The following is a 24,204-nucleotide window of genomic DNA, read 5'->3' as shown; positions in this document are numbered from 1 at the left end:
CGGCATGCAGGTCTGCGCGAGCGCATTGGCAAAAGGATCTGCGATGATGCTTGCATGCCTCTTTCCGTGACTTTTTTGAAGACCCCTCCGATGCAGTTGACCCGCCACCTTGATGCCAATGCCACGCTGGTTTCGCTGATCGAACCGCTGGCGCTTCGCGACGGTTACAGCCAGACCGGGTTGCCCGGCGTGCAGGTCTTGCGCGCCAGTTGCGACGTCGCGCGCGGCCCGCACATTTATGAGCCGAGCCTGATGATCATCGCCCAGGGCAGCAAACTGGCGTTCCTCGGCCCGCGCACCATGGAATATGGCGCCGGGCACTACCTGATCCAGGCGCTGCCGGTGCCGTTCGAGTGCGAAACCTTTGCCTTGCCGGATGCGCCATTGCTGGGGGTGTCGGTGGCGATCGACCGGGTGCTGCTCGGTGAGTTGGTGCTGGCCATGGGGCTGGCGCCGGGGCGGCACATTCCGGCGCAGACGCCGGAGTCGATGACCTCGGTGGTGCTCGACGATGACATGCGCGGTTGCGTCGAACGCTTGCTGCGCTGCCTGCACGATCCGCTGGAGTGTCAGATTCTGGGGCCGGCACGGGTGCGCGAATTATTGTTCACCGCGCTGCGCGGACCGCAGGCCGATGTGTTGCGCGCGCTGGTGGAGCAGCAGGGACAGTTCGCCCGGGTGGCGGCGTCGATCAGCCATCTGCACGCGCACTACACCGAGCCGCTGAATGTCGAGATCCTGGCCAGTTGCGCGAACATGAGCGTTTCGTCCTTTCACGAACACTTCAAGCGCAGCACGTTGCTGTCGCCGGTGCAGTACCTGAAGCGCTTGCGGTTGCTCAAGGCGCAGACCTTGCTGATCGCTGAAGGGCTGGGTGTGGCGCAGGTGGCGCATCGGGTGGGGTATCAGAGTACGTCGCAGTTCAGTCGCGAGTACAAGCGCTACTTCGAGCGCAGCCCGGGTGATGAGCGCGCGGCTTGAGTCAGTCGCAACGTTCTCGATGGACTCGCGATCCTTGTAGGAGCTGCGGCACGCTGCGATCTTTTGATTTTTCAGATCAGCGTCAAAAGATCGCAGCCTTCGGCAGCTCCTACAGGGGAATGCCGAAATCGTGGGCAACAAAAAGGCCCCCAATTCGGGAGCCTCGTTGTTCAGCGATACGCCTTACATGTTCGGGTAAGTCGGGCCGCCGGCGCCTTCCGGCGTGACCCAGGTGATGTTCTGCGAAGGGTCCTTGATGTCACAGGTCTTGCAGTGCACGCAGTTCTGGGCGTTGATCTGGAAGCGCTTCTCGCCGTCTTCCTTGGTAATCACTTCGTAGACGCCGGCCGGGCAGTAGCGCTGCGCCGGTTCGTCGTACAGCGGCAGGTTCTTGCTGATCGGGATGCTCGGGTCGGTCAGCTTCAAGTGGCACGGCTGCTCTTCTTCGTGGTTGGTACCGGAGATGAACACCGAGCTCAGTTTGTCGAAGCTGAGTTTGCCGTCCGGCTTCGGATAGTCGATCTTCTTGCAGTCGGCCGCCAGCTTCAGGCAAGCGTAATCCGGCTTGGTGTCGTGCAGGGTGAACGGCAGTTTGCCGCCGAAGATGTTCTGGTCCAGCCAGTTGAAACCGCCGCCGACGATCGCGCCGAACTTGTGGATCGCCGGGCCGAAGTTGCGGCTGGCGAACAGTTCGTCGTAGAGCCAGCTCTTCTTGAACGCGTCCACGTAGGTGGTCAGTTCTTCGGTACCGTCCTTTTCAGCGAACAGTGCGTCAGCCACCGACTCAGCGGCGAGCATGCCGGACTTCATCGCAGTGTGGCTGCCCTTGATCTTGGCGAAGTTCAGGGTGCCGAGGTCGCAACCGATCAGCGCGCCGCCCTTGAAGACCATTTTCGGCAGCGAGTTCAGGCCACCTTTGCAGATTGCGCGGGCGCCGTAGCTGACGCGCTTGCCGCCTTCCAGGTACTGGGCCAGCACTGGGTGATGCTTGAGGCGCTGGAATTCGTCGAACGGCGACAGGTAGGTGTTGCTGTAGGACAGGTCAACGATCAGACCGACCACCACCTGATTGTTTTCCAGGTGATAGAGGAACGAGCCACCGGTGTTTTCGGTGCCCATGATGTCCAGCGGCCAGCCGGCAGTGTGCACCACCAGGCCAGGCTGATGTTTGGCCGGGTCGATTTCCCAGATTTCTTTCAGGCCGATGCCGTAGTGCTGGGCGTCGGCATCGCTGTCGAGGTTGTAGCGCTTGATCAGTTGCTTGCCGATGTGGCCACGGCAACCTTCGGCGAACAGCGTGTACTTGCCACGCAGTTCCATGCCCGGGGTGTACAGGCCTTCTTTCGGATGACCTTCACGGTCGACGCCCAGATCACCGGTGATGATCCCGCGCACGATGCCGTTTTCGTCGATCAGCGCTTCCTGAGCGGCGAAGCCCGGGTAGATTTCCACGCCGAGATTTTCGGCCTGTTGCGCCAGCCAGCGGCACAGGTTGCCCAGGGAAATAATGTAGTTGCCTTCGTTGTGCATGGTCTTGGGCACAAAGAAATCTGGAATTTTCTGCGCGCTGTCGGCGTTTTTCAGGACGAAAATATCGTCGCGGGTGACCGGGGTGTTCAGCGGGGCGCCGAGTTCTTTCCAGTCCGGGAACAGTTCGTTCAGAGCGCGTGGTTCGAACACGGCACCGGAAAGGATGTGTGCGCCGACTTCGGAGCCTTTTTCGACCACGCAGACGCTGATTTCCTTACCGGCTTCGGCGGCCTTCTGCTTCAGACGGCAGGCGGCGGACAGGCCAGCGGGGCCGGCACCGACGATGACCACGTCGAATTCCATGTATTCGCGTTCCACAGGCTATCTCCTACTCAAGGCTCAACAGTTTTTTTTCTAATTTGGAGGTTTGATGTCGCTTCCGTTATGCCTTTACGTTAACGTCAAGGGGGATAAAGGAAAAGCCACCTTTCTCTCTGGGCGGCGCATTATATCTACACCACTCTGAGCGTCCAATACAAACGTTTGTTTGAATCGGCTCCAGCCCAGAGAAATCAAAGAAGCGCGGCTTATGAACGGCCATTTTGCCGTATTGACCGGAATAGGCGTTCCGGTCAAGATACGGGCGGTTTTGCGCTCGCCGTAGGCAGACTGGCGGTTTCAAGAGCACCTCTAAAGACAGGGCACAGGCAGTTGAAGGTGATGCGCAGCGCAGGTCCGGCGCGCAGTTTACACACCGTGCAGAGCTATGACTTGTTGGTCACCACTGACGAACGGTCATCGCCCCCAGCCGGCGTTTTTAGAGGTGCCCTTGTGCCCGATGAGCATCATCCGCCAGGTTCGCCTAGGCGACTTTCTTTTCACCGGAGAGTAACGAGGAATCCATGAAGGTTCTTGTAGCTGTCAAACGCGTTGTGGATTACAACGTCAAGGTCCGCGTCAAGGCGGACAATTCCGGCGTAGACCTCGCCAACGTCAAGATGTCGATGAACCCGTTCTGCGAAATCGCAGTGGAAGAAGCCGTACGCCTGAAAGAGAAAGGTGTTGCGACTGAAATCGTCGTCGTCTCCATCGGCCCGTCCACCGCTCAGGAACAGCTGCGTACCGCACTGGCTCTGGGTGCCGACCGCGCCATCCTCGTCGAATCCGCTGAAGACCTGACTTCCCTGGCCGTGGCCAAGCTGCTCAAGGCCGTGGTCGACAAGGAACAGCCTCAGCTGGTGATCCTTGGCAAACAGGCCATCGACAGCGACAACAACCAGACCGGCCAGATGCTCGCTGCACTGAGCGGTTACGGTCAGGGCACTTTCGCCTCGAAAGTCGAAGTTTCCGGCGACAGCGTTGCCGTGACCCGCGAAATCGACGGCGGCGCGCAGACCGTTTCCTTGAAACTGCCGGCCATCGTCACCACCGACCTGCGTTTGAACGAGCCGCGCTACGCGTCCCTGCCAAACATCATGAAAGCCAAGAAGAAGCCTCTCGAAGTGCTGACTCCGGACGCTTTGGGCGTTTCCACCGCCTCCACCAACAAGACCCTGAAAGTCGAAGCGCCGGCTGCACGCAGCGCAGGCATCAAGGTCAAGTCGGTGGCTGAACTGGTCGAGAAACTGAAAAACGAAGCGAAGGTAATCTAAATGACTATCTTGGTTATTGCTGAACACGACAACAAAGTGCTGGCCCCGGCCACGCTGAACACCGTGGCTGCGGCTGCGAAAATCGGCGGCGACATTCACGTACTGGTTGCAGGTCAGGGCGCTGGCGCCGTGGCTGAAGCTGCGGCGAAAATCGCTGGCGTGAGCAAAGTCCTCAACGCTGACAATGCCGCTTACGCGCATCAGTTGCCGGAAAACGTTGCTCCACTGGTCGCTGAGCTGGGCAAGGGTTACAGCCACATCCTGGCTGCCGCTACGTCCAACGGCAAAAACATCCTGCCGCGCGTTGCTGCTGCGCTGGACGTTGACCAGATCTCCGAGATCATCTCGGTCGAAAGCGCTGACACCTTCAAGCGTCCGATCTACGCCGGTAACGCGATTGCCACCGTGCAATCGACCGCCGCGATCAAGGTGATCACCGTACGTGCCACCGGTTTCGACCCGGTTGCTGCTGAAGGGGGGGCGGCTGCTGTTGAAGCGGTTGCTGCTGCGCACGACGCCGGCATTTCGAGCTTCGTCAGCGAAGAGCTGGCCAAGTCCGATCGTCCTGAACTGACCGCTGCCAAGATCGTCGTTTCCGGCGGCCGCGGCATGCAGAACGGCGACAACTTCAAACACCTGTACGCCCTGGCCGACAAGCTGGGCGCTGCTGTCGGCGCTTCGCGCGCCGCGGTCGACGCAGGTTTCGTACCCAACGACATGCAGGTCGGTCAGACCGGCAAGATCGTTGCACCACAGCTGTACATCGCCGTCGGTATCTCCGGCGCGATCCAGCACCTGGCCGGCATGAAAGACTCCAAAGTGATCGTTGCGATCAACAAGGACGAAGAAGCGCCGATCTTCCAGGTGGCCGACTACGGTCTGGTGGCGGATCTGTTCGAAGCAGTCCCTGAGCTGGAGAAGCTGGTCTAATCCGGCGGCTTCACTTATAAAGAGCCCGGCCTTCTGGTCGGGCTTTTTTTTGTCTCGGATTTGAGTGGGAGTGTTTTGCCATGGATCTGCGCCGCAGGTTGTTATTGGGATTGATCCTCTTGCCGGGGATGGCTGCGGCCGCCGGCAAATGCGAGCGCCTGGTCGTCACCGGCAGCCCGGATGCACCGCCGTACCTGTGGCAGGACCCGCAGAATCCCAAACAGCTGATCGGCGCCAGTGCCGACCTGTTGCAACAAGTGGCCAAGGACCTCGGCATCAAGGTCGAGCTGCTTTACGCCGGCAAACGCGCGCAGGCCCTCGATGAGGTGCGCAGCGGGCGCATGGACATGCTCGCCGACACGCCGCTGATGTTCAACGAGCTGGAAAACCTCGACTACATCTATCCGCCGTTGCTGGAAAACGACTACCTGGTGTGGACGCGCAAAGGCTCGACACTGGTCTACAGCGAAGCAAAGGACCTGCACGGACACACCGGCGGGCTGTCGGAAAAGTCTCGCATGACCCACGAATTCGGCACTTTTGCCGAGCAGAATCTGACCCTGACGCGGACAGCAAACATCACCCAGGCCTTTCAGAAATTGCTGCTGGGCGAGGTGGAATATGTACTCGCCGGCCGCTACTCGGGCATGGCGGCCGCGCAGGCACTGGGCATGGCCAATGATCTGCTGGCCTTCGAGCAACCGATCGACCGGCCGGGCCTGTTCCTCGCGGTTTCGCACAACTCCGCCTGCAACGATCCGTGGTTGCGCGGACAGCTCGCTAAAAAGATGACAGAATTGCCCGCGTCCGGACTGACCGAAGCCGCGCTGCAACGCAATATCGAGCGCTGGAAGGCGCAGCAGCAACAGCCGCAGCCATCTGTCAGTGCCCCAAAACAGTAGGGATTCTTAGTGAGTATTCGACCTCTTTTCGCGGCCATGGCCGTTCTGGCCTTGGCCGGCTGCGCCAATGATCCGGCACCCAATGAACAAATGCGTCTGACCGAGCAGGCCATCGCCCAGGCCAAGGCCGTCGGTGCGACGGCTGATGACATGCCGGAAATGAAACTGGCCGAAGACAAGTTCAACCGGGCCAAGGGCAACATGGCCGACGAGTCATTCAAGAACGCGCGCATGCGTTCCGAGCAGGCCGAACTGGATGCGCGCCTGGCCGAAGCCAAAGTGCTGACGCAAAAGAGCGAAGAGCAATTGAATGTGCTGAACACCCGCATCATCCGTCTGCGCAAGCAACTGGGAGATGCCCAATGAGCCTCCAGTCAAAAGTCCTCGGCGGACTGATTCTCGCTGGTTGCGCGAGCCTCTACGGTTGCGCCGGCCAACACAGCGAAGCCGCCTTGCAGCAGGCCAGCAGCGACTTTCAGAAGGTCAAGGAAGATTCCAACGTGCTGCGCATCGCGCCCAAGGACGTGATTCGCGCCGGGGAATCGCTGGCCCGTGCCGATCGCCTGTCGACCTATTGGGGCAGCGGTTGGGACGTGGCGCATTATGCCTACCTGAGTCAGCGCTACAGCGAAATCGCCCGCGAACACACCAACCTGGTGCTCAACGAAGAGCGCGCGGCGAGGCTCGAGCTGGAACGCCAGCGCCTGCAACTGGCCCTGCGCGAGTCCAAACTGCTGAGCGTGCAGCAGCAGGGCAAGTGGCTCGAAGAGCAGATCGTCGCGCTGGCCACCACGCAAACCGATCGCGGTCTGGTCATGACCCTCGGCGACGTGTTGTTCGACACCGGCGAAGCGGAACTGAAGAACTCCGCCAACCGCGTGGTGTTGAAGATCGTGCAGTTCCTGCAGCTCAATCCGAAACGCGTGGTGCGGATTGAGGGTTACACCGACAGCACCGGTGGCAAGCAGGAAAACCTCAAGCTGTCGCGTGATCGCGCGCAAGCGGTGGCCGATGTGCTGATGGACCTGGGCATCGAAGACAAGCGGATTCAGGTCGAAGGCTACGGCGACGAGTACCCGGTGGACGCCAACGCCTCCGAGCGTGGGCGGGCACAGAACCGTCGGGTGGAAATTGTGTTCTCCGACGAAAAAGGCCAGCTCGGCGCCGCCCGCTGAGGGCTGCGTCTCTGGAAAGCCCGGGCTGTCATGCAGCGCCGGGCTTTTTTACGTCTGTCGAAGGGTGCGCAAATCCATACAGTTGTGGCTGACACAGCACTGTATGGTTGACTAAAGTGGCAACTGTCCCAGTACACTTCTAAACTGTTCCGGTATTGTTTCACACAAGAATAAAACGCCCGTGAAATCGAGTACTGCGTCATGACCAATCTCTTGCTCTACCAGCGTATTGCTCAGCAACTGGCCGAGGACATCCGCCGTGGCGTCTATCAGCCCGGGGAACGTGTGCCATCGGTGCGCAAGATGAGTTCGCAGCTCAACGTCAGCCATGCAACGGTGTTGCAGGCTTACGCCAATCTCGAAGATCAGGGCCTGATCCGCGCACGGCCGCAGTCCGGTTACTACGTGCACCAGACCCCCGCACTGACGGCTCCGACGCCTGATATCGCCCGGGTCGAACGGCCGGGTCTGGTCACCCGCTCCAGCATCATTCAGCAAGTGTTGGTCGAATCCCGTCGCGAAGGGGTATTCCCCTTGGGCGCCGCGGTGCCGAGCGTCGAGTATTTGCCGGTGCGTGCGTTGCATCAGCAATTGGCCAAAGTCACCCGATTCCATAGCCCGCGCGCGTTCAGCTACATGTTCAGCCCAGGTTTCGAACCGTTGCGCCGGCAAGTGGCAATCCGCATGCGCGACGCCGGGGTGGTGGTCGATCCTTCAGAAGTGGTGATCACCCACGGTTGCGTCGATGCATTGCAGATGTCGTTGCGCGTGCTGACCCGTCCGGGCGATCTGATCGCCGCCGAATCACCGACCTATTACGGCTTGCTGCAACTGGCCGATCTGCTGGGCCTTAAAGTCATCGAGATTCCCAGCGATCCGGCCACCGGCATGAGCCTCGAAGCCCTGCAACTGGCGGCCAACCAATGGTCGATCAAGGCCTTGGTCCTGACCACGCGCCTGAGCAATCCACTGGGCGGCACCATGCCGGAAGAGCGGCAGAAACAATTGTTGCGCCTGGCCTCGGACTTCGACATCCAGATTGTCGAGGATGACATCTACGGCGAGTTGATGTTCGAACAGGGCCGCACCAAAGCCCTGAAGGCCTACGACCGGCTGGATCGGGTGATCTACTGTTCGAGCTTCTCCAAGACGTTGTCGCCGGGCGTGCGGGTCGGCTGGATGATTGCCGGCAAGTATCAGCAGGAAATCCAGCGTCTGCAGACGTTCACCACGCATTCGGCGTGCAGCGTGACGCAAATGGCGATTGCCGCTTATCTGGAAAATGGCGGTTATGACCGGCATTTACGGTACATCCGCCAGGAATACCGAAAAAACCTCAGCGCGTTCCAGCTGGCAGTGCAGCAGTACTTCCCCGAAGGCACGCAAATGACCCGGCCCACGGGCGGTTTCATCCTCTGGGTGAGTCTGCCGGGCAGGGTCAATACCCAGGAATTGCACGTGCGGGCATTGCAGCAGGGCATCAGCATCGCGCCGGGTCTGATCTTCAGTAATACCGAGCAGTTCAACCACTGTATCCGCCTCAATTGCGGCACGCCGTGGAATCGCGAGGCGGAAAGGGCGCTGATGACACTCGGTTTGCTGGCGACGCAACTGTGTCAGGAAACTGCGGGCGGTTTCTGAACGAGCGGCGCGTCGTGCTTGTCTTGTGACGCTCAACAGGCGAGCATATGGCTCTCTGCCGTCAGTGTTGTTGGGTTCATGAAAGCGATTTTTCCTGCTGCCTGGTTTGTGCTTTGTGTATTGACGATGGGCCACGCGCCCGGAGTCATGGCAGCCGCCGTTCAGGAAAAACCCGCAGCGTCCGCACCCGCGAGCAAGGCGACCGTCAGCCAGAAAACCGTTGCCGGCAAGCAAGCTCAGGATAAGAAATCCCCGCAGAAGAAAGCCGCCTCGGTGAAGAAACGGCCTCCAGTCGCTTCCAAGTCGAAACCGGCCAGTGAGGTGGTGAAGACCAAACTGCCGCCGGCCAAGCTCGATCTGAGTCTGCCCAAGGACATGGTCCAGCAACTCAAACCGGCCGGTACCGTGCCGATGCCCAAACACGACGCGATCCTGCCGCAGATGTTTGGCGAGAAGGACAGCGGTTTCCAGCTCAACGGTCGCCTGCTCAGCAACGAAATGCAGTTGCAGCTGCGCAACGAAGAGCGCCGCGATATTGAAGGCGCCGCGCTGGATTTCGAGTTCAAGCAGTAAAATCAATCGATCCGTGACCCGCAGACCAGACGCTTTGTCGGAGACTGGTCAGTCACATTCAGTTATCGATGAAAACCCCGCTTCAGGGAATTTGAAACAACCGTTTTAGCGGTTACTCTGTCCGTGTCTCTTAAACACATTGCCCGTCGCGAGGACTTGCCCGTCATGAAATGCCGTGAAGGCTGTGGCGCTTGCTGCATTGCCCCTTCCATCAGTTCTGCCATTCCGGGCATGCCCCACGGCAAACCTGCCGGCGAACGTTGCGTGCAGCTGTCGGTCGAAAACCTGTGCAGCATTTTCGGCCAGCCGGAACGTCCAGCGGTCTGTTCAGGATTTGCCGCCGATGTCGAAGTCTGTGGCAGCAGCTCGGAAGAAGCGATCAGGTTGATCGGCTGGTGGGAGCAGATGACGGCGGCGTGATGTGTCAAACGAACGGAACTTCAACAATAAGGAATAAAACTATGGGTTCGCTGCATCGTATCGCTGTGTTGTGTGGTTTGACGGCCGTGCTGGCTACTTCGGTTGCTCAGGCCGAAGACTGGAAAGTCGCCAAAAATGAAGACGGTATCAAGGTCTCGCTGGCCGAAGTGCCGGGTTCGGACTACAAGTCCTATCAGGGGGTTGCCCTGATGAAAACCACCGTTGCCAAACTGCGCGCCTTGCAGGAAGACGTGTCCGGTGCCTGCGCCTGGATCTACGAGTGCAAGACCCAGAAGTTGCTCAAACACGAGGGCGATCAGAGCTGGACCTACACTCAGTTCAACACGCCGTGGCCCGTCACTTCGCGTGATTCGGTGCTGCACATCACCACCGTCGAAGGCGCTGATGGCAGCCTGACGCGCAACCTCGAAGGCTTGCCGAAGTACATTCCGGAAGAAAAAGGCTTTGTCCGTGTCACTCAGGTCAAAGGCTTCTGGAAGTTCGTGCCGAAAGGTGATCAGGTCGAAGTGACCTATCAGGTGCACACCGAACCAGGCGGCAGCGTGCCGGCTATGGTCGCCAACAAGTTTGTGGTCGATGCACCGTTCAAAACCCTCAAAGCTCTGAAAGAGCGCGCCGAGAAGTAATCCCGCGCTTACAGCAAAACGCCCCGATCGATTCGGGGCGTTTTTGTTTTGTCGTTATATTGTGTTTCCAGATATGCGTTGCACGAAATTTTCACAAAGCGTTCCAGACAATTCGCCCGCGCAATTCACTTCGTCCCCTTACGGCTGCCTGTATGAAAGAGTCGGACAGTGGGGCAGTAATCAATGGCAATGCTGTCGTTGATCGGGCAACATTTGCGCACCGCGCACGCCCCGGGGCCTGGAATGGCCAATAGAGGGCATGGCGCCGCTGTATTTTGCAACTTCAACTTCCAATGGGTCCTAAAACGACATGGCAAACCCGGACGCCCTGAATCAGCAGCGATCTTCCACTCGCCTGCTGCAACCGACCGTCAAATCGCATCTGGCCTACACCCTGTTGTGTGCCCTGGTCATGATGGTGATGTTTTCCGTGCTGCGCCTCGCGCTGCTGGTCTACAACCGCGAGATGATCCTCGATACCCCGGCTTCGACCTTCCTCGAAGCCTTCGCCAACGGCCTGCGTTTCGACCTGCGCCTGGTGGTCTACGTCTGCGTTCCGCTGCTGTTGGCACTGTTCAGTGCCCGTGCTATGGCGGCGCGCGGCTTCTTCCGGCTGTGGCTGACCGTGGTGTCCAGCATCGCGCTGTTCCTCGGCCTGATGGAGATGGACTTCTACCGCGAGTTTCACCAGCGCCTCAACGGCCTGGTGTTCCAGTACGTGAAAGAAGATCCGAAAACCGTGATGAGCATGCTCTGGTACGGTTTCCCGGTGGTGCGCTATCTGTTGGCGTGGGCCGTCGGCACGGTGATCCTGACCCTGGCCTTCAAGGGCGCCGATCGTGCGACCCGTCCACGTGGCCCGTTCAGCGGTGGCAACGTCGGCACCCGTCAGGTGGCGCCGTGGTACACCCGTCTGGCGGTGTTCGTGGTCTGCCTGCTGATCTGCGTCGTGGCGGCCCGTGGCACCCTGCGTCAGGGCCCGCCGCTGCGCTGGGGTGACGTGTACACCACCGAATCGAACTTCGCCAACCAGCTCGGCCTCAACGGTACGCTGTCGCTGATCGCGGCCGCCAAGGACCGCATGGGCGAGGATCGCAACAACATCTGGAAAGCCACCCTGCCGCAGGAACAGGCGCAGAAAGTGGTGCGCGAGATGCTGGTGATGCCGGACGACAAACTGGTCGATGCCGACATCGCCGCCGTGCGTCGTGACTACACGCCACCGGCCGACAAGACCCTGCCGATCAAGAACGTGGTCGTGATCCTGATGGAAAGCATGGCCGGTCACTCGGTGGGCGCTTTGGGCGCACCGGGCAACATCACGCCGTACCTCGACAAGCTGTCGAAGGAAGGCCTGTTGTTCGACCGCTTCTTCTCCAACGGCACGCACACCCACCAGGGCATGTTTGCGACCATGGCCTGCTTCCCGAACCTGCCGGGTTTCGAATACCTGATGCAGACCCCGGAAGGCAGCCACAAGCTCTCCGGCCTGCCGCAGCTGCTCAGCGCGCGCAAGTATGACGACGTCTACGTCTACAACGGTGACTTCGCCTGGGACAACCAGTCGGGCTTCTTCAGCAACCAGGGCATGACCAACTTTGTAGGTCGTAACGACTTCGTCAACCCGGTGTTTTCCGATCCGACCTGGGGCGTGTCCGACCAGGACATGTTCGACCGTGGTCTGGTGGAGCTGAAGGCGCGGGAAAACGGCAAGCCGTTCTACGCGCTGCTGCAAACCCTGTCCAACCACACACCGTACGCCTTGCCGACGCCATTGCCGGTCGAGCGCGTGACTGATCGCGGCACGCTCAACGAACACCTGACCGCCATGCGTTACGCCGACTGGGCCCTGGGTCAGTTCTTCGAGAAGGCGCGCAAAGAGCCGTACTTCAAGGAAACCCTGTTCGTCATCGTCGGCGACCACGGTTTCGGCAACGAGCGTCAGATCACCGAAATGGACCTGGGCCGCTTCAACGTGCCGATGCTGATGATCGCACCGGGCATCCAGGAGAAGTTCGGTACCCGTGACCACACCGTCGGCACCCAGATCGACATCGTGCCGACCATCATGGGGCGTCTGGGTGGTGAAGTGCGTCACCAGTGCTGGGGTCGCGATCTGCTCAACCTGCCGGCCGGCGACACCGGTTTCGGTGTGATCAAGCCGTCGGGCAGCGAGCAGACCACGGCCATCGTCACTGCTGACCAGATTCTGGTGCTGCCGAAAGAGAAGGAAATGGCGCCGAAAATGTATCAGTACCAACTGGGCGCGAACCCTTCTGCCGAGATCATTCCGGACGCACCGCGTACCGCTGAATTGAAACTCAAGCTCGAAGCGTTCCTGCAAACCGCGACCAAGAGTCTGATGGACAACACCGCCGGTGTGATCAACGGCAAACCGGACTGATAATCCGCTGGACAAAAAAAGAGGCCCTCAGGGCCTCTTTTTTTTGTCTTGGGGTTTTATATCCTGCCAAGCAACAGCAGAACCAACAGCACCACCAAGACCACACCGATAATGCCCGACGGACCATAACCCCAACTTCTGGAGTGCGGGAAGACCGGCAGACCACCGATCAGCAACAGGATCAGGATAATGATAAGAATTGTGCCCATGTCGATTTTCCTTGTTGATAGTGTTCGAGAAGTCTTGATGTTCAGGGGCGACTGGCGACTAACTAATTCCAGACGGCTTACAAATTCCGACTGGTGTGAATCAAAGAAAATTCAATGTTTTTTTAATGTATTTAGATCGCAGGCTTATTTCCTTTGAAGCCAGGACAAAAAGATCGCAGCCTGCTCCAGTACCTGAAGAAAATGTGTGTAGACGCTGCCGAACGCTGCGATCTTTTGATCCTGTATTCAGCATTCTGATGGAGCGTGGGGTGTGAAAGATCCTTCGCTACACTCCGCGCATCTCCTACGGAACAACAAGGCTGTCTGCTATGCAAAATCGCATGATGATCACGGGCGCGGGCTCAGGTTTAGGTCGCGAAATCGCACTGCGCTGGGCGCGTGAAGGCTGGCAACTGGCCTTGTCCGACGTCAGCGAGCCCGGCCTGCAGGAAACCCTGAAACTCGTGCGCGAAGCCGGTGGCGACGGGTTCACCCAGCGCTGCGATGTGCGCGACTACAGCCAGCTCACCGCGTTGGCCCAGGCCTGCGAAGTAAAGCTGGGCGGTATCGATATCATCGTCAACAACGCGGGTGTGGCGTCCGGCGGCTTCTTCAGCGAACTGTCGCTGGAGGATTGGGACTGGCAGATCGCAATCAACCTGATGGGCGTGGTCAAGGGCTGCAAGGCGTTCCTGCCGCTGCTGGAGCAGAGCAAAGGCAAGATCATCAACATCGCCTCGATGGCGGCGTTGATGCAAGGTCCGGCCATGAGCAATTACAACGTGGCGAAGGCCGGGGTGGTGGCCTTGTCCGAAAGCCTGTTGGTGGAACTTGCGCAGCAAGAAGTCGGGGTGCATGTGGTCTGCCCATCGTTCTTCCAGACCAACTTGCTCGATTCGTTCCGTGGCCCGACGCCGGCGATGAAAGCGCAGGTCGGCAAGTTGCTGGAAAGTTCGCCGATCAGCGCCGCCGACATCGCCGACTACATCTATCAGCACGTGGCCGCCGGCGAGTTCATGATCCTGCCGCACGAACAGGGGCGCATGGCCTGGGCGATCAAGCAGAAGAACCCGCAACTGATCTACAACGAAATGACCACCATGGCCGATAAAATGCGCGCCAAGGCCAAACCCGCCAACGGTTGAACTTGCCCGCCGGGTGTCGCCTCGTTAGGGTGGCCGCCATGGTCACCCTGTCGAGACGCATCAATGCTCAATTACTTGTGGTTCTTCCTTGCGGCGTTGTTTGAAATCGCCGGTTGTTTCGCTTTTTTCATGTGGCTGCGCCAGGGCAAAAGTGCCTTGTGGGTGATCCCGGCGCTGCTCAGCCTGACCCTCTTCGCCCTATTGCTGACCCGCGTCGAAGCGGCTTATGCCGGTCGCGCCTATGCCGCGTATGGCGGAATCTACATTGTCGCGTCGATCGGCTGGCTGGCGGTGGTCGAGCGGGTGCGCCCGCTGGGTTCGGACTGGATCGGCGTGGCGCTGTGCGTGATCGGCGCTAGCGTGATTCTGTTCGGGCCACGTTTTTCCGCCGCTTGAGGCGAGACTGTTTAGCGATTTGCGGGAAATGTCTGAAGGGCGCAGCGCTTGCGGGTGTAGGGCAAGACTGAATTGCTCGCCACGCATTGTCGAGCGGGCGTCTACCGCGCATCTTCAGGGCTGGCTAACCCTGAAGGACGAACTCCATGCTTGTACTCAGCCGTGTTGTGGGCGAGTTGATTTCCATCGGTGACGACATTTCCGTGCGCGTTTTGTCGGTCAACGGATCCAGTGTGCGCTTTGGTGTCGAGGCGCCGCAGAAGGTCAATGTGCACCGTTCCGAAGTCTACGAGCGGATCCAGCGCAAACAGATCAGCGAGAAAGTCCGCTAGTCGAACAGATGCTTGGGCACATCGTGTTTGAGCATCAGCTGGCATTGCTCGCTTTCCGGGTCGAACACGATCAGCGCCTGGCCTTTGGTCAGCGCCTGACGCACGCGCAGCACGCGGGTTTCCAGCGGCGTGTCATCACCGTTGTCGGTGCCGTCGCGGGTGACGAAATCCTCGATCAGGCGGGTGAGGGTGTCGACTTCAAGAGCGTCGTAGGGAATCAGCATGGGCACCTCGGCTAAATCAATGGCGGGATGCTACGGCGATTGGTGGCTGGCTGCCAGTTTTGTGTGGGCAGTATCGGCCCTATCGCTGGCAAGCCCGCTCCCACAGGGTTTGATGGTGTACGCAAACAACTGATCCACCCCGAAAACTGTGGGAGCTGGCTTGCCAGCGATGGGGCCAGTCCAGCCACCAGGGAAGCCCGGATCAGCTGTCGGAACGCTGCCCCACCAGACTGTCCACCGACGGCACCCGGGTATCGCTCTCCATCTGCGTCTCATGCTCGATCTGGTGACTGAAGCGATCGAGCGACGCATTGGCTGGCGCGGCATCGCTGGCGAACACTGGCGGGCTCAGGATGTACGCCCCGAGCAGGCGACTGAGCGCCGCCAGGCTGTCGATGTGTGTGCGCTCGTAGCCGTGGGTGGCGTCGCAACCGAAGGCCAGCAGGGCGGTACGGATGTCGTGCCCGGCGGTGACCGCCGAATGCGCATCGCTGAAGTAATAGCGAAACAGGTCGCGGCGCACCGGCAGTTCGTTGTCACCGGCCAGGCGCAACAAATGACGCGACAGGTGATAGTCGTAAGGCCCGCCGGAATCCTGCATGGCCACGCTCACGGCATGCTCGCTGGAGTGTTGGCCCGGAGCGACCGGCGCAATGTCGATGCCGACGAATTCGCTGACATCCCACGGCAAGGCCGCCGCTGCGCCACTGCCGGTTTCTTCGGTGATGGTGAACAGCGGGTGACAGTCGATCATCAATTCCTGACCGCTCTCGACGATGGCTTTGAGCGCGGCGAGCAGCGCCGCAACCCCGGCCTTGTCATCAAGGTGTCGGGCGCTGATGTGGCCGCTTTCGGTGAATTCCGGCAGCGGGTCGAAGGCCACCACGTCGCCGACGCTGATGCCCAGCGAGTCGCAATCGGCCTTGGTTGCGCAGTAGGCATCCAGACGCAGTTCGACGTGGTCCCAACTGATCGGCATCTCATCCACGGCGGTGTTGAACGCGTGCCCGGACGCCATCAATGGCAGCACGCTGCCGCGAATCACGCCGTTGTCGGTGAACAGGCTGACGCGGCTACCCTCGGCAAACCGGCTCGACCAGCAGCCGACCGGGGCCAAGGTCAGGCGCCCGTTATCTTTCACTGCGCGCACGGCGGCGCCAATGGTGTCGAGGTGCGCGGAGACGGCGCGGTCAGGGCTGTTTTTCTTGCCCTTGAGGGTGGCGCGGATCGTGCCGCGCCGGGTCATCTCGAAGGGGATGCCGAGTTCTTCCAGACGCTCGGCAACGTAGCGCACGATGGTATCGGTGAACCCGGTAGGGCTGGGAATGGCGAGCATTTCCAGGAGGACTTTCTGCAGGTAGTTCAGATCCGGTTCGGGGATTTGTGTGGTCATGGAAACTCCTGATGGGTTGAGCACATCGATGGTTTCGATGAGGGGATTTGTGTTGCCTGTCATGGCCTCATCGCTGGCTTGCCAGCGATGGGGCCGGTTCAGGCTCTACATGATCAAGAAACCGCCGGCTGACTGTGCGGAAACAGCAAATCGACAAAGCGCTCCGCCGTCGGCTGCGGTTCGTGGTTGGCGAGTCCCGCGCGTTCGTTGGCTTCGATGAACACGTACTCCGGTTGATCGGCCGCCGGCACCATCAGGTCGAGGCCGACCATCGGAATGTCCAGCGCCCGCGCCGCACGCACGGCGGCATCGACCAGGGTCGGATGCAGAATCGCGGTGACATCTTCCAGCGTGCCACCGGTGTGCAGATTGGCCGTGCGGCGCACGAACAGATGCTCGCCGGCCGGCAGGATGCTGCTGTAGTCATAACCGACCGCGTGCAGGGTGCGCTGGGTTTCGTGGTCCAGCGGGATCTTGCTCTCGCCACTGGTGGCCGCTTGCCGACGGCGGCTCTGGGCCTCGATCAGCGCACCAATCGAATGGTGCCCGTCACCGACCACTTCGGCCGGACGGCGAATCGCCGCCGCCACCACTTCAAAACCGATCACCAGAATTCGCAGGTCCAGCCCTTCGTGGAAGCTTTCGAGCAACACGCGGCTGTCAAAACGCTTGGCGGACTCGATGGCTTGCTGCAACTCTTCGATGCTCTGCAAATCCACCGCCACGCCCTGGCCCTGTTCACCGTCGAGTGGCTTGACCACCACCCGTTGATGCTCGTCGAGAAACGCCAGGTTGTCGTCGGCATTGCCCGCCAGTTGCTGCGAAGGCAACTGCAGGCCGGCGGCTTTCAACACTTTGTGGGTCAGGCTTTTGTCCTGGCACAGGCTCATGCTGATCGCGCTGGTAAGGTCGCTCAGCGATTCGCGGCAACGCACCCGGCGCCCGCCATGGCTGAGGGTGAACAACCCGGCTTCGGCATCGTCCACTTGCACATCGATGCCGCGCCGATGCGCTTCCTCGACGATGATCCGCGCATAAGGATTGAAGTTGGCTTCCGGCCCAGGACCCAGAAACAGCGTCTGGTTGATGCCGTTCTTGCGCTTGATGGCGAACGTCGACAGGTTGCGGAAACCGAGCTTGGCGTAGAGGTTCTTGGCCTGGCGGTTGTCGTGCAGCACCGACAGGTCCAGATAGCTCAAGCCGCGGCTCATGAAATGCTCGACCAGGTGCCGCACCAGCACTTCGCCGACACCGGGCCGCGAACATTGCGGATCCACCGCCAGGCACCACAGGCTGCTGCCGTGTTCCGGGTCGTTGAAGGCTTTCTGGTGATTGAGGCCCATGACGCTGCCGATCACCGCGCCGCTGTCTTCATCTTCAGCCAGCCAGTACACCGGGCCGCCCTGATGATGCGGGGTCAGCCGCGAGGCATCGATCGGCAGCATGCCGCGCGCCTGATACAGCAGATTGATCGCCTGCCAGTCCGCTTCGCTCTGCGCCCGGCGGATGCGGAAACCGCGAAACACGCGGGTGGCCGGGCGGTAATCGCTGAACCACAGGCGCAGGGTGTCGGACGGGTCGAGAAACAATTGTGTCGGTTCCAGACCGAGAATCTGTTGCGGCGCGGCGACGTACAGGGCGATATCGCGCTCGCCGGGCTGCTCGTTGAGCAGTTCCTGGGCCAGCGTCGCCGGGTCAGGAAAGGTGTGACCGATGAGCAACCGGCCCCAGCCGCAATGCACGGCGATCGGCTCGGCGCCGAGTTTGCTGCCGTCTTCGGCCAGGCGCGCCTGCAAGCGTTCATACGACGGTGTCTGACCGCGCAACAGGCGTTGGCTGATAGCCGTGGCGTGAGGTTTCATCGATCAGATTCCTTGTTCACTGAGCCACAGGTTCAGGGCCGCCAGTTGCCACAGTTTCGAACCGCGCAACGGCGTCAGTTGGCCTTGCGGATCGGTCAGCAGTTTGTCGAGCATGGCCGGGTTGAACAGGCCGCGATCCTGGCTCGGATCCAGCAGCAGTTCGCGTACCCAGTTCAAGGTGTCGCCTTGCAAGTGCTTCAGGCCTGGGACCGGGAAGTAGCCTTTCTTGCGGTCGATCACTTCACTTGGAATGACCAGGCGTGCCGCTTCTTTCAGCACCTGTTTGCCGCCGTCGGGCAGCTTGAACTGGCCGGGGATCCGCGCCGAGAGTTCCACCAGGCGATAGTCGAGAAACGGCGTGCGTGCTTCCAGGCCCCAGGCCATGGTCATGTTGTCGACGCGTTTGACCGGGTCGTCCACCAGCATCACCGTGCTGTCCAGACGCAGGGCTTTGTCGACCGCTGCATCAGCACCGGGTTGAGCGAAATGTTCCTTCACGAAGTCGCCGGCCGCGTCATTGGCGGTCAGCCATTTCGGTTGCACGGTGGCGGCGTAGTCGTCGTAGCTGCGGTCGAAGAACGCCGCGCGATAGGCCGCATACGGATCGGCCGCACCATCGACTTGCGGGTACCAGTGATAACCGGCAAACAACTCGTCCGCGCCCTGGCCGCTTTGCACCACTTTGCAGTGCTTGGCCACTTCGCGGGACAACAGATAGAACGCGATGCAGTCGTGGCTGACCATCGGCTCGCTCATCGCGCGGAATGCAGCGGGCAGTTGCTCGATGATCTCTTTTTCGTCGATGCGCAATTGATGGTGTTGGGTGCCGTAGTGTTTGGCGATCAGATCCGAATACTGGAATTCATCGCCACGCTCGCCGCCGGCATCCTGGAAACCGATGGAAAAGGTCGACAGGTTTTCCACGCCGACTTCGCGCAACAGGCCGACGAGCATGCTCGAATCGACACCGCCGGACAGCAGCACGCCGACATCCACCGCCGCCCGTTGACGGATCGCCACGGCTTCGCGGGTGCTGTCGAGCACGCGGTCACGCCAGTCTTCGAGGGTCAGGTTTTTCTCGTCGTCGTGTGGGCCGTAAGGCAGGGTCCACCAGGTTTTCTGCTCGGTGCGGCCATCGGCTTCAACGCGTATCCAGCTCGCTGGCGGCAGCTTTTCGATGCCAGCGAGCAAGGTGCGTGGCGCGGGCACTACCGCGTGGAAATTCAGGTAGTGATTGAGCGCCACCGGATCGAGGATCGGGTTGATGTCGCCACCCTTGAGCAGCGCCGGCAGGGCCGAGGCAAAGCGCAGGCGCTGGCCGGTGCGCGACAGGTACAGCGGCTTCACGCCGAGACGGTCGCGAGCGATGAACAGGCGCTGGGCATCGCGCTCCCAGATGGCAAAGGCAAACATGCCGTTGAGCTTTGGCAGCAGCGCTTCGCCCCAGGCGTGGTAGCCCTTGAGCAGCACTTCGGTGTCGCCACCGGAATAGAAGGCGTAACCGAGCGCTTCGAGTTCGGCGCGCAGTTCCGGGAAGTTGTAGATCGCGCCGTTGAAGGCCAGGGACAAGCCGAGTTGGCTGTCGATCATCGGCTGCGCCGAGCCGTCCGACAGGTCCATGATTTTCAGGCGACGATGGCCCAGGGCAATCGGCCCTTGGGCATGGAAGCCCCACGCGTCGGGGCCGCGAGGGGCCAGGTGATGGGTGATTCGCTCAACGGCTGCAAGGTCTGCAGGTTGATGATCAAAACGTAACTCGCCAGCTAATCCGCACATAAGTCCTTACCGGTTTTTCCGTTGGGGAGGGTTGATTCCGAGTTCGACCAAAATGGCCGGTACTCAGAAACTGACCCGCTGCAGATGTGGGAGTTTTAGAACGATGAGTTATAAGAGGGGGCGACTGACCAGCGGCCAGTCGCGATTTTTCACTTGCCGCGAATCAACTGGCGCAGCGCGAAACGGTTGGGGTGACAGGCCTCGGCGACGCTTCTGGGCAGTGGCAGCGGCTCGTTGTCCAGCCATGCCGCAAGCAGTTCGCCGGACAGCGGCGCGGTGATCAGCCCCCGTGAGCCATGACCACTGTTGACGTACAGACCGTCGAGCCACGGGCAGGCGATGTCTGGCACTTGTCGCGCATCCTTGCTCAACGCCGCGTAGGCCTGAGTGAAGGCTGCGCGGTCGGCGAGGGGGCCGACGATCGGCAGATAATCGGGACTGGTGCAGCGGAACGCGGCGCGTCCCTCCAGTGTTTCCGCCGGCAGTTCGTTGATGTGCAGGCGCGCGACCAGATCGCTGGAGATCTCTTCGAGCATCGCCAGATTGCCCAAGTGTTCGGCAGTGGTCGGGGTCAGGTCGTCGCTGTTGAAGTCGAAGCTGGCGCCGAGGGTGTGCTCGCCAAGGCGTGCCGGCGCCACATAACCTTCGGCACAGACCACGGTGGTCAGTGCCTGACTCTCGGCGGTTTGCGCCAGGCGCGTGATCTGCCCGCGAATGCGTTTGAGCGGCAGCTCGGCACTTTGCGCAAAGCGTTTGATCTCCGCGGCGCCGGCCAACACCACCACCGGGGCGCTGGCGAGCAGGCGCTCGCCGTCGAGGGCCTGCCACTGACCCTCGACCTGGCGCAGTTCCAGCGCATGGTGATGCTTGAGCAATTCGATGTTCGGTTGTGCGGCTTGCATCTGGCACAGCGCTGGCGGATGCACCCAGCCGCCTTCGGGGTAGTACAAGCCGCCGTGGCTCAGTCCGATCCCGGCCTGCGTTTCGGCTTGCGGCTGATCGAGCCAGTGCACCAAGTCTTCCGGGAATGCTGCTGCCAGTTGCGCCTGACGCTCGGCTTCCTTGGCATTGAAGGCCAATTGCAGCACGCCGCAATCGTCCCAGTCCGTGCCGCGTTGCAGGGTTTCCAGCAGCCGGCGGGTGTAGCCGAAGCCGCTGACGATCAGTTGTGACAACGCCGTGCCGTGGGCCGACAACTTCAGGTACAGCACGCCCTGCGGATTGCCCGACGCCTCCTGCGCCACGGCCTCGTGACGCTCCAGCAGACTGACTTGCCAGCCGCGCGCGGCGAGACTGGCAGCGGTCGCACAGCCGGCCAGCCCGGCGCCGATCACCAGCGCCCGCCGCTCACCGCTCAGCGGGGCAGGGCGGGCGAACCACGGTTTGTCCGGCAGCGGGGGCGCGACGTCCTGCGGCCAGCCGAGAAACGCGCCACGCAGGATTTCCCACTTGTGGCCGATGCCCGGCGTGCGCTTCATCTTGAACCCGGCGGCATTGAGCAAGCGCCGCACCCAGCCAGTGCTGGTAAAGGTGCTGATGGTCGAGCCGGGCGCGGCCAGTCGCGCGAGTTCGACGAACAGTTCGGCGGTCCACATGTCCGGGTTCTTCGCAGGGGCGAAACCGTCGAGAAACCACGCGTCGATCTGCGCATCGAGTTGCGGCAACTGCTCCAGTGCATCGCCGATCAGCAGCGTCAACGTCACCCGGCCATTGCCGAGAATGATCCGCTGAAAGCCCTTATGGATCGCCACGTATTGTGTCAGCAACTGATCGGCCAGCGGCTTGAGCTCCGGCCACAAGGCCAGCGCCCGTTGCAGATCCGCCGGACTCAGCGGGTACTTTTCGACGCTGACGAAATGCAGCCGTGCGCCGGCCACCGCGTGCTGCTCGAACAACTGCCAGGCGCAGAGAAAATTCAGCCCGGTGCCGAACCCGGTTTCGCCGATCACCAGTCGCCCGTGCGCCGGCAGCGCGGCAAAGCGCTCGGCCAGACGGTTCTGTTCGAGGAACACGTAGCGGGTCTCGTCCAGCCCCGACTGGTCGGAAAAATACACATCATCGAACACCCGCGAACGCGGGCGTCCCTGGTCATCCCAGTCGAGTTGGGCGTGGGGCAATACAGGTTTCATGGCAGGCTCGGCAACGACAAGGCGGCCATTCTAGCTGATCGCGGGGAGGGTGCTTGATCCATGGCAAGGCTTGGTTGTGCAGTCTCGAAGACAATCGATGATTTGAGACGAAAGGCGGGTTTCTTTGTGGCGAGGGAGCTTGCTCCCGCTGGGGTGCGCAGCAGCCCCGAAACCTGCGACCGCAATTTGTCTGGAGGACCGTGGTTGCAGGTCTTGCGTCTGCTGCGCAGCCGAGCGGGAGCAAGCTCCCTCGCCACAGGTTTTCATTCATTTAACTCAACTTCGTGGGGGAATTTCCCCTCCATCGCCATGCCCAATCCGCTAGTCTTGCTGAATCCTGGAAGGAGCCGTCCCCATGTTTGAATCCGCTGAAATCGGTCACGCCATCGACAAAGAGACTTACGACGAGGCTGTGCCGGCGCTGCGTGAAGCATTGCTGGAAGCGCAGTTCGAGTTGCAGCAGCAGAAGCGTTTCCCGGTGATCATTTTGATCAACGGCATCGAAGGCGCCGGCAAGGGCGAAACCGTCAAGTTGCTCAACGAGTGGATGGACCCGCGCCTGATCGAGGTGCGCACCTTCGATCAGCAGACCGACGAAGAACTGGCGCGGCCACCGGCCTGGCGTTACTGGCGGATGCTCCCGGCCAAGGGGCGGATGGGCGTGTTCTTTGGCAACTGGTACAGCCAGATGCTTCAGGGGCGGGTCCACGGTTTATTCAAGGATCCGCGTCTGGATCAGGCGATCAACGCCGCCGAGCGCCTGGAAAAGATGTTGTGCGACGAAGGTGCGCTGATCTTCAAGTTCTGGTTTCACCTGTCCAAGAAACAGATGAAGGCGCGCCTCAAGGCACTGGCCGACGATCCGCTGCACAGCTGGCGCATCAGCCCGCTGGACTGGCAGCAGTCGCAGACCTACGACAAGTTCGTCAAGTACGGCGAGCGCGTGTTGCGCCGCACCAGCCGCGACTACGCGCCGTGGCATATCATCGAAGGCATGGACGCCAATTACCGCAGCCTGGCGGTCGGCAAGATCCTGCTCGAAGGCCTGCAAAACGCGCTGAAGCGTCCACAGGTGCAGACCGAGGAAGTCAACGCCGCTCCCCTGGGCACCGCTGTCGATCAACTGAACCTGCTCGACAGCCTCGACCTGAACCAGCAGCTGGACAAGAAAGACTACGAAGAACAACTGATCACCGAGCAGGCGCGCTTGTCCGGGTTGATGCGTGACAAACGCATGCGCCGCCACGCCTTGGTGGCGGTGTTCGAAGGCAATGATGCGGCGGGCAAGGGCGGGGCGATTCGCCGGGTGGCGGCGGCGCTCGATCCGCGTCAGTACAGCATCGTGCCGATTGCCGCGCCGACCGAAGAAGAGCGCGCGCAGCCGTACTTGTGGCGCTTCTGGCGACACCTGCCGGCGCGCGGCAAGTTCACCGTGTTCGACCGCTCTTGGTATGGCCGGGTGCTGGTGGAGCGGGTCGAGGGCTTTTGCAGCCCGGCCGACTGGCTGCGCGCGTACAGCGAGATCAATGACTTCGAAGAGCAGATCGCCGACGCCGGAGTCATCGTCGTCAAGTTCTGGCTGGCGATCGACAAGGACACGCAGATGGAGCGGTTCCAGGCCCGGGAGCAGATTCCGTTCAAGCGCTTCAAGATCACCGAAGACGACTGGCGCAACCGCGACAAGTGGGACGCCTATCGCGCGGCCGTGGGCGACATGGTCGACCGCACCAGCACCGAGATTTCGCCGTGGACGCTGGTCGAGGCCAATGACAAGCGCTGGGCGCGGGTCAAGGTGCTGCGCACGATCAACCGCGCGCTCGAAGAGGCGTTCAAGAAGTCCGACAAGCATGCGAAAAAGCACAAGGACTGAGCCGATGGAGGCGCATACGCGGGGTGAATGATTGTCGCGGTCGGCGGCGGGGTGGACTTATGCTCGGTTCACT

22 protein-coding genes are annotated in these 24,204 nt (G+C 60.9%); 15 read left to right on the top strand and 7 right to left on the bottom strand.

Annotated elements, in window-relative coordinates; all coding sequences use genetic code 11:
- Positions 1-90 precede the first annotated feature (90 nt).
- A complete protein-coding gene (locus J5M57_RS12950) occupies positions 91-981 on the top strand; it encodes an AraC family transcriptional regulator (RefSeq protein WP_083368255.1) in 891 nt (296 codons plus the stop codon).
- A 183-nt stretch (positions 982-1,164) separates the two neighbouring features.
- Here J5M57_RS12950 and J5M57_RS12945 read toward each other — a convergent pair whose 3' ends face one another.
- A complete protein-coding gene (locus J5M57_RS12945; protein ID WP_064588654.1) occupies positions 1,165-2,829 on the bottom strand; it encodes an electron transfer flavoprotein-ubiquinone oxidoreductase in 1,665 nt (554 codons plus the stop codon).
- A gap of 524 nt (positions 2,830-3,353) precedes the next feature.
- Here J5M57_RS12945 and J5M57_RS12940 point away from each other — a divergent pair.
- From J5M57_RS12940 to J5M57_RS12895, 10 genes are all read left to right on the top strand, one after another.
- Complete coding sequence (locus tag J5M57_RS12940; RefSeq protein ID WP_003226982.1) at positions 3,354-4,103, top strand: electron transfer flavoprotein subunit beta/FixA family protein; 750 nt, start codon at positions 3,354-3,356, stop codon at positions 4,101-4,103.
- A complete protein-coding gene (locus tag J5M57_RS12935; RefSeq protein WP_207848082.1) occupies positions 4,104-5,033 on the top strand; it encodes an FAD-binding protein in 930 nt (309 codons plus the stop codon).
- An 80-nt stretch (positions 5,034-5,113) separates the two neighbouring features.
- Positions 5,114-5,935, top strand: coding sequence for a transporter substrate-binding domain-containing protein (locus J5M57_RS12930; RefSeq protein ID WP_169842077.1), 822 nt, complete (start codon positions 5,114-5,116; stop codon positions 5,933-5,935).
- 9 nt (positions 5,936-5,944) lie between these two features.
- Entirely contained in the window at positions 5,945-6,301 is a 357-nt protein-coding gene (locus J5M57_RS12925; protein WP_169842076.1) for a DUF4398 domain-containing protein, read from the top strand.
- Positions 6,298-7,110: an OmpA family protein gene (locus J5M57_RS12920; protein ID WP_207848083.1), complete on the top strand. Its 813-nt coding sequence runs from the start codon at positions 6,298-6,300 to the stop codon at positions 7,108-7,110. Before J5M57_RS12925 ends, J5M57_RS12920 begins: the two co-directional genes overlap by 4 nt.
- Before the next feature lie 201 nt (positions 7,111-7,311).
- On the top strand, positions 7,312-8,751 hold the full coding sequence (locus tag J5M57_RS12915; protein ID WP_207848084.1) for a PLP-dependent aminotransferase family protein: 1,440 nt from the start codon (positions 7,312-7,314) through the stop codon (positions 8,749-8,751).
- 78 nt (positions 8,752-8,829) lie between these two features.
- Positions 8,830-9,324, top strand: a complete 495-nt coding sequence (locus J5M57_RS12910; RefSeq protein ID WP_207848085.1) for a translation initiation factor 2 — start codon at positions 8,830-8,832, stop codon at positions 9,322-9,324.
- A gap of 165 nt (positions 9,325-9,489) precedes the next feature.
- Positions 9,490-9,744 carry a YkgJ family cysteine cluster protein gene (locus J5M57_RS12905; protein WP_169842073.1) on the top strand — a complete coding sequence of 85 codons (255 nt, stop codon included), beginning with the start codon at positions 9,490-9,492 and terminating at the stop codon, positions 9,742-9,744.
- Positions 9,745-9,785: 41 nt separating this feature from the next.
- Entirely contained in the window at positions 9,786-10,391 is a 606-nt protein-coding gene (locus tag J5M57_RS12900) for an START domain-containing protein (RefSeq protein ID WP_207848086.1), read from the top strand.
- A gap of 310 nt (positions 10,392-10,701) precedes the next feature.
- The gene (locus J5M57_RS12895) at positions 10,702-12,795 is read left to right on the top strand and encodes an LTA synthase family protein (protein WP_064588646.1); all 2,094 of its coding nucleotides are present in this window, start codon (positions 10,702-10,704) and stop codon (positions 12,793-12,795) included.
- Positions 12,796-12,851: 56 nt separating this feature from the next.
- Here the strand turns inward: J5M57_RS12895 and J5M57_RS12890 are convergent, their stop codons facing one another.
- Positions 12,852-13,010, bottom strand: coding sequence for a DUF3309 family protein (locus J5M57_RS12890; protein WP_169432680.1), 159 nt, complete (start codon positions 13,008-13,010; stop codon positions 12,852-12,854).
- A gap of 323 nt (positions 13,011-13,333) precedes the next feature.
- On the opposite strand from J5M57_RS12890, the gene J5M57_RS12885 reads away from it, so the two are divergent.
- The 3 genes from J5M57_RS12885 (at position 13,334) to csrA (ending at position 14,877) form a co-directional block, all read left to right on the top strand.
- Positions 13,334-14,149 carry an SDR family oxidoreductase gene (locus J5M57_RS12885; protein ID WP_064588645.1) on the top strand — a complete coding sequence of 272 codons (816 nt, stop codon included), beginning with the start codon at positions 13,334-13,336 and terminating at the stop codon, positions 14,147-14,149.
- 63 nt (positions 14,150-14,212) lie between these two features.
- Complete coding sequence (locus J5M57_RS12880; RefSeq protein WP_003226957.1) at positions 14,213-14,545, top strand: YnfA family protein; 333 nt, start codon at positions 14,213-14,215, stop codon at positions 14,543-14,545.
- A 146-nt stretch (positions 14,546-14,691) separates the two neighbouring features.
- Positions 14,692-14,877 (top strand): carbon storage regulator CsrA, encoded by a 186-nt coding sequence (gene csrA / locus J5M57_RS12875; protein WP_007965653.1) that lies wholly within the window; start codon positions 14,692-14,694, stop codon positions 14,875-14,877.
- Here the strand turns inward: csrA and J5M57_RS12870 are convergent.
- The 5 genes from J5M57_RS12870 to mnmC all read right to left on the bottom strand — a co-directional run bounded on the left by J5M57_RS12870 (position 14,874) and on the right by mnmC (position 22,261).
- Entirely contained in the window at positions 14,874-15,101 is a 228-nt protein-coding gene (locus J5M57_RS12870; protein WP_003192759.1) for a YheU family protein, read from the bottom strand. The two genes, csrA and J5M57_RS12870, sit on opposite strands and share 4 nt — an antisense overlap.
- A 202-nt stretch (positions 15,102-15,303) precedes the next feature.
- On the bottom strand, positions 15,304-16,494 hold the full coding sequence (locus J5M57_RS12865) for an osmoprotectant NAGGN system M42 family peptidase (RefSeq protein ID WP_064588644.1): 1,191 nt from the start codon (positions 16,492-16,494) through the stop codon (positions 15,304-15,306).
- Positions 16,495-16,607: 113 nt separating this feature from the next.
- Positions 16,608-18,356, bottom strand: a complete 1,749-nt coding sequence (gene ngg, locus J5M57_RS12860; RefSeq protein WP_207848087.1) for an N-acetylglutaminylglutamine synthetase — start codon at positions 18,354-18,356, stop codon at positions 16,608-16,610.
- Between the two features lie 3 nt (positions 18,357-18,359).
- The gene (locus tag J5M57_RS12855) at positions 18,360-20,132 is read right to left on the bottom strand and encodes an N-acetylglutaminylglutamine amidotransferase (protein ID WP_169842070.1); all 1,773 of its coding nucleotides are present in this window, start codon (positions 20,130-20,132) and stop codon (positions 18,360-18,362) included.
- 149 nt (positions 20,133-20,281) lie between these two features.
- Positions 20,282-22,261 (bottom strand): bifunctional tRNA (5-methylaminomethyl-2-thiouridine)(34)-methyltransferase MnmD/FAD-dependent 5-carboxymethylaminomethyl-2-thiouridine(34) oxidoreductase MnmC, encoded by a 1,980-nt coding sequence (gene mnmC / locus J5M57_RS12850; protein ID WP_207848088.1) that lies wholly within the window; start codon positions 22,259-22,261, stop codon positions 20,282-20,284.
- Positions 22,262-22,616: 355 nt separating this feature from the next.
- Between mnmC and pap the strand changes: the two genes are divergently transcribed.
- Positions 22,617-24,131, top strand: coding sequence for a polyphosphate:AMP phosphotransferase (gene pap, locus J5M57_RS12845; RefSeq protein WP_064588640.1), 1,515 nt, complete (start codon positions 22,617-22,619; stop codon positions 24,129-24,131).
- Positions 24,132-24,204: the final 73 nt, after the last annotated feature.

Origin of the sequence: Pseudomonas sp. 86_A (assembly GCF_017491705.1) — a bacterium.
Lineage (GTDB): Bacteria > Pseudomonadota > Gammaproteobacteria > Pseudomonadales > Pseudomonadaceae > Aquipseudomonas > Aquipseudomonas koreensis.
This window is presented reverse-complemented; position numbering and strand designations above follow the sequence as displayed.